The 7,149-nt window shown below is 66.2% G+C and carries 6 protein-coding genes; 2 read left to right on the plus strand and 4 right to left on the minus strand.

Annotated features, from left to right (window positions below; translation table 11 throughout):
* Positions 1-129: 129 nt before the first annotated feature.
* Entirely contained in the window at positions 130-1,896 is a 1,767-nt protein-coding gene (locus KGM94_RS04255; protein ID WP_300255285.1) for a caspase domain-containing protein, read from the minus strand.
* Between the two features lie 216 nt (positions 1,897-2,112).
* Between KGM94_RS04255 and KGM94_RS04260 the strand changes: the two genes are divergently transcribed.
* Positions 2,113-2,487 carry a nuclear transport factor 2 family protein gene (locus tag KGM94_RS04260; protein ID WP_300255287.1) on the plus strand — a complete coding sequence of 125 codons (375 nt, stop codon included), beginning with the start codon at positions 2,113-2,115 and terminating at the stop codon, positions 2,485-2,487.
* 36 nt (positions 2,488-2,523) lie between these two features.
* Complete coding sequence (locus KGM94_RS04265) at positions 2,524-4,131, plus strand: Na+/H+ antiporter (RefSeq protein ID WP_300255288.1); 1,608 nt, start codon at positions 2,524-2,526, stop codon at positions 4,129-4,131.
* A 158-nt stretch (positions 4,132-4,289) separates the two neighbouring features.
* Here KGM94_RS04265 and KGM94_RS04270 read toward each other — a convergent pair whose 3' ends face one another.
* The 3 genes from KGM94_RS04270 to KGM94_RS25260 form a co-directional block, all read right to left on the minus strand.
* On the minus strand, positions 4,290-5,627 hold the full coding sequence (locus KGM94_RS04270) for a Rieske 2Fe-2S domain-containing protein (RefSeq protein ID WP_300255290.1): 1,338 nt from the start codon (positions 5,625-5,627) through the stop codon (positions 4,290-4,292).
* Positions 5,628-5,778: 151 nt separating this feature from the next.
* Positions 5,779-7,017, minus strand: coding sequence for a flavodoxin-dependent (E)-4-hydroxy-3-methylbut-2-enyl-diphosphate synthase (ispG, locus tag KGM94_RS04275; RefSeq protein ID WP_300255291.1), 1,239 nt, complete (start codon positions 7,015-7,017; stop codon positions 5,779-5,781).
* Positions 7,018-7,030: 13 nt separating this feature from the next.
* Positions 7,031-7,149, minus strand: a 119-nt coding sequence (locus KGM94_RS25260) for a RodZ domain-containing protein (protein WP_366526209.1), incomplete at its 5' end; no start/stop codon positions are given.

Below are 7,149 nucleotides of genomic sequence, written 5' to 3' on the forward strand. Positions count from 1 at the left end.
TCGGGCCGCGCTTCGCGCGGACCCGTTGGCTCGCAATGACGGGGGGTGCACCGTCGCTCTACGACCGCTCCCTGGGGTTATGGGTCATGGCTTTCGCCAGGACGACCTTGGGGAGGCATTTCGCCCAGCTCAGTTGCAGACCTCGACATTGGCGTCGTTGCCGGGGCCGCCGCCGCCGCGATATTCGAGATGGCAGCCGCGCGAGATGGGACGGCAACCGGTGGATCCGCAGAAGATCTGGCCGCCGCCCGACGCGCGGCCGGACGCGACACCTGCGGCAGCGCCATAACCGCCGGCAGCGCCCGCCTGCGCGCGCTGGCGCGCCGGCCGGTCCTGCTGCTGGCTATCATTGCCCTTGGCGGTATTGGCAGGCTTGCCGCGCTTCTTCTCGCATTCATTGTCGTTGTTCAGCACAAAACCGTCACCGCAGACGATCCTGGTACAGTTGTCACCGTCGGCCTTGTAGCCGTGCTGGCACACCAGCGGACACACGCGCGCCTGCTTGCTCTTGATCGAATCGAGCGCGTCGGTGCTTGCGACCTTCACGTCGAGATTGGTGCCGGCATAGCGGTTGAACTGCGACAGCGAGCGCTGCGACGCGGTGTTCCAGTTGCCGTCGGCGGAGCCGGAGAAGCAGCCGACGCGGTTCAGCTCCGTCTGCACCGACCGCGCCATATCCGCCTGCGAGGTCGCGGGCGTGAGCGCGGCGAGGGAGGTGCCCTTGTCGGTACTCTTGGCCTCGGTGGCCGGCGCGGTGCTGGCCGCGGCGGCGGCCTGCTGCTGCGCCTTCAGCTTGGCCTGTTCGGCCGCGGCGCGCGCCTGCTCGGCCGCTCGCGCGTCCGCGTCGGCCTTGGCCTGCACGTCCTTCTGCGCGCCGGCGGCCGCGAGACGCTCGCGTTCGGCTTCGGCCTGCTTCGCTTTCTCGATCGCCGCCGCGTGGGTCTGCTCGGCCGTGATCTTGTCGAGCTGCAGCTTGGCGAGGCTCGCATAGAAGCCGTCGGGATGCTGGGCCAGGAAAGCGTCCCAGGCCTGCTTGTTGCCGACCTGCAGCGCGAGCTCGTAGTCGCGCCGCACATCGGCCTGCGGATTGACGGGTGCGGAAGGTGCGGCCGCCACCGCCTTGACCGGCACCAGCGGCACGTCCTCGCCGCCGAGCGAGCCGTAGACGAACGGTTCCTGCTTGTTGCCGGTCGTCTTCAGCACGTCGTCGCGCACGAAGCCGAAGGCGCGGCGCACGTCGAGGCCGGGCGTCGTCAGGTGCTTCGACAGCGCGATCGTGAACGGGCTGTTGCTGCCGTCGCCGTCCTGCGCCGTGGAGCCGGCCTTCGCCGAATAGGCGATCAGCGTGTTGGGGCTGGTCGGCTCGACCTGGGCGAGCCCGCGCCCGATGCCGCGCGAGGCGATCGTGCGCTTCATGGTCTTGCCGAAGGGATTGTCGCGGCAGGCGTCCAGGATCACCAGGCGGAGCTGCTTGGCCGGCTCGATCGCGACCAGCACGCGGTCGAGCGAGAGCGCCTCGTCGTAGACGTCGGTGTCGCGCTCGAGCCGGGCGTCGACCGGGATCAGGTAATTGGCGCCATCCACCTCGATGCCGTGGCCGGCGTAATAGACCACGGCGATATCGGCGCCGCGGGCCGCGTCCGCGAAGTCGCGCAGCACCCGCCGTGTCTCCAGCGCCGGTAGGTCGTGGCGGGAATCCACCACGTCGAAGCCGGCGTCCTTGAGCGTGCGGGCGATCACGGCGCCGTCATTGACGGGGTTCGGAAGCGACGGCGCGTTCTGGTAGGCCGAATTGGCCAGCACCAGCGCCACGCGCTTGCCGGCAAAGGCGGGCTCCGCCACCAGCAACAGCGTGAGGGCGAGGAGCAACGGGTAAAGTCTGAACAGGCTGCGCACGGCGAGGCTTCCAATTCGACGGGAGAATTCGACACCCTTTGGGGCCAGCCTAGCAAGAGCCGCATCGGTTGGTTGTGACCGACATCACGAAGCGTGCGGCCGGAGCCTGCCGGGGAACCCTTTTCATTAGTCTCGCCAGCACGATGGCGGTTCGCTACTTGCCGATTGCGTTTTTCCCGTCATGATCGAGAACCGGGCCGAGAGGGAGAAACCAGGATGGGTTATGACCGTTCGAGTGTGGAAGCGGTGGTGCAGGGCTATTTCGACGCGCTCTACGAGGGGGATGCCGACAAGCTGGGGGCGGTGTTCCACCCCTCCGCCGATCTGCGCTGGGTCGAGAAGGGCGAGCTGAAGGTTTTGACCGTGCCGGACTGGCTCGCCTGGGTGCGCAAGCGCACTTCTGCCAAGGCCGAGGGCAAGACGCGCGAGGACTTCATCGTCACCATCGACCGCTCCGACGACAAGACCGCCTTCATCAAGGTGCGCTGCCAGCTGCCGCCGCGCTATTTCACCGACTATCTGGTGGCGATGAAACTCGCGGACGGCTGGCAGATCGTGTCGAAGTCGTACCGCTACGACCTCAGGGAATGAGGACCCGGCCGCGCTTCCGGGCCAAGTGACGCCAGCATGGAAACGCGATTTCAGACCTTCCTCATCCTGCTCGGCGTGCTCGCGGGAACCGCGCTGGTGGCGCGGCGCCTCAACGTCGCGCCGGCCATTCTCCTGATGCTGGCCGGTGTGGGGCTCGCTTTCGTGCCGGGCATGCCGCCGGTCGAACTGCCGCCGGAACTGGTGCTGCTGCTGGTGCTGCCGCCGCTGATCTATTCGGCGAGCGTCGCCATGAGCTGGCGCGAGTTCAGGAACAATCTGCGCCCGATCGTGCTGCTCGCGGTCGGCTGCGTGATCTTCACCGCGGCCATGGTGGCGGCCACCACGCACTATCTGATCGGCATGCCCTGGACCGTCGGCTTCCTGCTGGGCGCCATCGTTGCGCCGCCCGACGTGGTGGCGCCGCTGGCGATCGCGCGCAAGCTGCACATGCCGCGCCGCATCCTCGTCGTGCTCGAGGGCGAAGGCCTCGCCAACGACGCCACTGCGCTGATCCTCTACCGCTTCGCGCTGGCCGCGATCATGACCGGCAGCTTCTCGCTGCCGATGGCCGCCGGCGAATTCCTGGCCATCATCGCCGGCGAGATCGCCTTCGGCATCGGCGTCGGCTGGATCAGCCTGCGCGGGCGCAAATGGGCGCGCGACCCGCAGGTCGAGATCACGCTGTCGCTGATCACGCCCTATATCGCCTACTGGCTGCCCGAGCATTTTGGCGGCTCCGGCGTGATCGCCACCGTCGCCTGCGGACTCTATGTGAGCTGGAACGGGCCCTTGTGGATCTCGTCGGCGACGCGCCTGCAGGGCATGTTCTTCTGGGACCTCGTCATCTACATGATCGAGGGCATCCTGTTCCTGCTCACCGGCTTCCAGATGCGGGCGCTGTACGAGAAATCGAAGGCATTTCCGCTCGACGACATCCTGATTGCGACCGGCGTCGTGGTGGCGATCGTCGTCATCGCCCGTTTCGCCTGGCTCTATCCCGCGACCTACCTGCCGCGCGTGTTCAGCAAGAGCCTGCGCGAGCGCGATCCCTCGCCGCCCTGGCAATGGGTGTTCACGCTCGCCTTCACCGGGGTACGCGGCGCGGTGTCGCTCGCGACGGCGCTGGCGCTGCCCTTCGCGCTGCAGGGCGGCGAGAGCTTCCCCTATCGCGACCTGATCCTGTTCGTCTCCTTCGGCGTCATCTTCATCACGCTCGTCGGCGTCGGCCTCGGCCTGCCCACGGTGGTGCGCTGGCTCGGCGTGGCGGACGCCGGCCGCCACGAGCACGTCGCCGAGCACGCGGCGGAGATTCTTGCACGCCGCCAGGCGCTCGATGCGGCGCTGAGATCGCTCGACGCGATCGTCGAGACCGAGGACGTCTCGGACGAGGTGGTCGGCCTGCTACGGGCGCGGCACGAGATCCGCACCAATCAATTGCCCGATTCGCTCGACCCTGCCAGGCACGACGTCTCCGCCATGGGCACGACGCTGACGCGCGAATTGATCGCGGCCGAGCGCAAGTTCATCCACGCACTGCTGCGCGACGGCCAGATCACCGACGAGACCCGCCGCCGGATCGAGCGCGATCTCGACCTCGAGGAAGCCAGTCTCGCCAACCGCGAGTACCGCAGCGTGCCGCTGTGAAGATTGTCGTCCCGGGCAAGCGAAGCGCGCCCCGGGACCCACAACCACAGGAAGTTGTTGTTACGAACGCTGGAACGACGAGTCATCGCAACAACGAAAGCCTGTGGTTATAGGTCCCCGCGGTCGCGGGGACGACGGCGGTGGATGTGGCGGCCGCCCTACTCCGCCGCCGCAATCCGCGGTCGTCCGACGAAGCCCGCGACGTCGCCAAAGCGCTCCAGCATCACGGCGGGCAGATCCTTGGCCTTGTGGGTGACGCAGGCACCTGAGCGCACGGCATAGCGGTCCTGGCGAGCGACGTGCGGCGGCGCCTCGCCCTGCTGCAGCGCGCGGGCCAACTCCATCACGGTTTTCCGGAAGTGCATGATGCCGAGATCGGTCGGCCCGAGATGCTCTCGGGTGCGGTCGGCGATCGGGCCCTGGCTGTCCTGCACGGCCGCGTCCTGCTCGGAGACGCCCTTGATGCCGGTGTAGCTCTTCGTCTTCTGCAGCTTGCGGTCGATCAGGTAATCATTGCCCTTGTGGCGCAGCGGCACGTAATTGTCGTCGACCTCCGCGATCACGCCGTTGCCGCGATCGAAGGCGTCGCGCTCGGCCTGCGTCAGCGGCCGCTCCGGATTCCAGGCATAGGTGTAGATCCAGCAATTGATGTCGGTGACCGGCACAAAAGTCTGGCCAAAGATGTTCTCGCCGGGCATCGCGCTTGGCGCATAGGCGTGGAACGGCATCAGGAATTGCGCGATGCGCCAATAGATGCTGTCGCTGCCGGTGAGCCGGCCGCCGGCGATCGTCAGCCCGGCGTCGTGTGGATTGATTCTGATCACCGGACGCGGGTCCTCCGCGATCCAGCGCATGTGATCGGTCGACATCCGCGCAAGCGGATTCACGAAGTGCTTCTTGATGTCGAGGATCTCGTTCTCATCCTTCTCGAAGGCGAGATGGGCAAAGGTGAAATGCGCGGTGTCGATCGAGCCCTCCAGCGCCTGCACCCAGTTGCAGTCCTGCCATTTCTTGCTGACGTAGCGATGCGAGGCCGGCAGCAGCGCCATCTCGAGATCGGGCAGTTCCGGCATCGCGTCGGCCGGACCCATATAGGCCCAGATCATCTCGCCCCATTCGCGCGCGGGATAGGCCTTGATGCGGACGTGGTCCTTGGCGCAGAGGTCAGGATAGGAGGTCGGCATGTCGACGCAGGCGCCGTCGGTGTCGAACTTCCAGCCGTGATAGACGCAGCGGATGCCGCATTCCTCGTTGCGCCCGAGCCAGAGATTGGCGCCGCGGTGCGGGCAGTACTGATCGATGATTCCGACCACGCCACGGGTGTCGCGAAAGGCGAGCAGCTGCTCGCCGAGCACGGTGATCTTCTTCGGCTCGCCGTCGGGCTCGGGCAGCTCTTCCGAGAGAAGCACGGGTATCCAGAACCGGCGCAGCAGCTCGCCCATTCCCGTTCCCGCACCCGACTCGGTCAGGAACTCGTTGTCCTCGGCGCGGAGCATGGATAGGTCCTCCCGATAGTGCTTTTCGGGAAAGATTGGCGCGGGCGGGAGAGGACGTCAACGCTGGTAGGGAACGAAGGCGCAATCCGGGATCGGTTCGTCAGCTGACGAGAAAACCTGGGTTTCGCTGCGCTCCGCCCGGACGACAAGACTACTCTGCCGCCGGTGCTTTCGCGCCCCGGCCGTAGCGCTGGTCGATGTAGTCGATCACCAGCGCCTTGAAGTCCGCGGCGATCGTCGGCCCGCGCAGCGTGCGGAATTTCTTGCCGTCGACGAACACCGGCGCGGCCGGCGCTTCGCCGGTGCCCGGCAGGGAGATACCGATATTGGCGTGCTTGGATTCGCCGGGCCCGTTGACGATGCAGCCCATCACCGCGACGTTGAGCGCCTCGACGCCGGGATATTTCGTTTTCCAGGTCGGCATCTCCTCGCGGATGAAATCCTGGATCGAGCGCGCCAGTTCCTGGAACGTGGTCGAGGTGGTGCGGCCGCAGCCGGGGCAGGCCGCGACCAGCGGCACGAAGGTGCGGAAGCCCATGGTCTGCAAGAGCTCCTGGCCGACCTGCACCTCGCGGGTGCGGTCACCGCCGGGCTCGGGCGTCAGCGAGATGCGGATGGTGTCGCCGATGCCCTGCTGCAAGAGGATTCCGAGCGCGGCGCTGGAGGCGACGATGCCCTTCGAGCCCATGCCGGCTTCGGTCAGGCCCAGATGCAGCGGATAGTCACAGCGACCGGCGAGATCGCGATATACGGCAATCAGATCCTGCACGCTCGAGACTTTGCACGAGAGCACGATGCGATCGCCTGGTAAGCCGAGTTGTTCGGCCAATGCCGCTGACTCTAAGGCAGAGAGAATCAATGCCTCGCGCATGACATCGCTGGCTGAGCCCGGATCGGCTTTCTGGGCGTTGTCATCCATCACGCGTGCCAGCACCGATTGATCCAGGCTGCCCCAGTTAACGCCAATGCGCACCGGCTTGTTGTAGCGGATCGCCAACTCGATCATCTGCGAGAACTGTTCATCCTTCTTCTTGCCGAAACCCACGTTACCCGGATTGATGCGGAACTTGGCTAGCGCTTCTGCGCAGGCCGGATAGTCGCTCAGCAGACGATGGCCGTTGTAATGAAAGTCACCGATCAAGGGCACATCGCAATTCATACGATCAAGTTGCGCCCGAATCTCCGGAACAGCCGCAGCCGCTTCCGGCGTATTGACCGTAATACGCACCAACTCTGCGCCGGCACGGGCAAGCTCCGCCACCTGAATGGCGGTCTTCAGCGCATCCGCCGTGTCGGTGTTGGTCATGGCCTGCACCACAATCGGCGCACCGCCGCCCATCGCAATATTGCCGACGGCTACGCTGCGGGTCAGGTGTCGCTGCAGAGTCATTTTATGACCAGTCTTAGCGCAGGGTCTGGCGGGCGACGTCGTCGCCGCTCAGCTTGTCGAGTTTGAGGGGCTCGTCACGCCAGCGCGCCTGCACCTGCTTGGCATTGCCGATCATGACGTCGAGCGGCGCGG

It is taken from the genome of Bradyrhizobium sp., assembly GCF_028868675.1.
GTDB lineage: Bacteria > Pseudomonadota > Alphaproteobacteria > Rhizobiales > Xanthobacteraceae > Bradyrhizobium.

Bases quoted from the DNA above. Each gene is read 5' to 3' on its own strand.
- ispG (WP_300255291.1), bottom strand. From the start codon at position 7,017: ATGACTCTGCAGCGACACCTGACCCGCAGCGTAGCCGTCGGCAATATT.
- KGM94_RS04260 (WP_300255287.1), top strand. From the start codon at position 2,113: ATGGGTTATGACCGTTCGAGTGTGGAAGCGGTGGTGCAGGGCTATTTC.
- KGM94_RS04270 (WP_300255290.1), bottom strand. From the start codon at position 5,627: ATGCTCCGCGCCGAGGACAACGAGTTCCTGACCGAGTCGGGTGCGGGA.
- KGM94_RS04265 (WP_300255288.1), top strand. From the start codon at position 2,524: ATGGAAACGCGATTTCAGACCTTCCTCATCCTGCTCGGCGTGCTCGCG.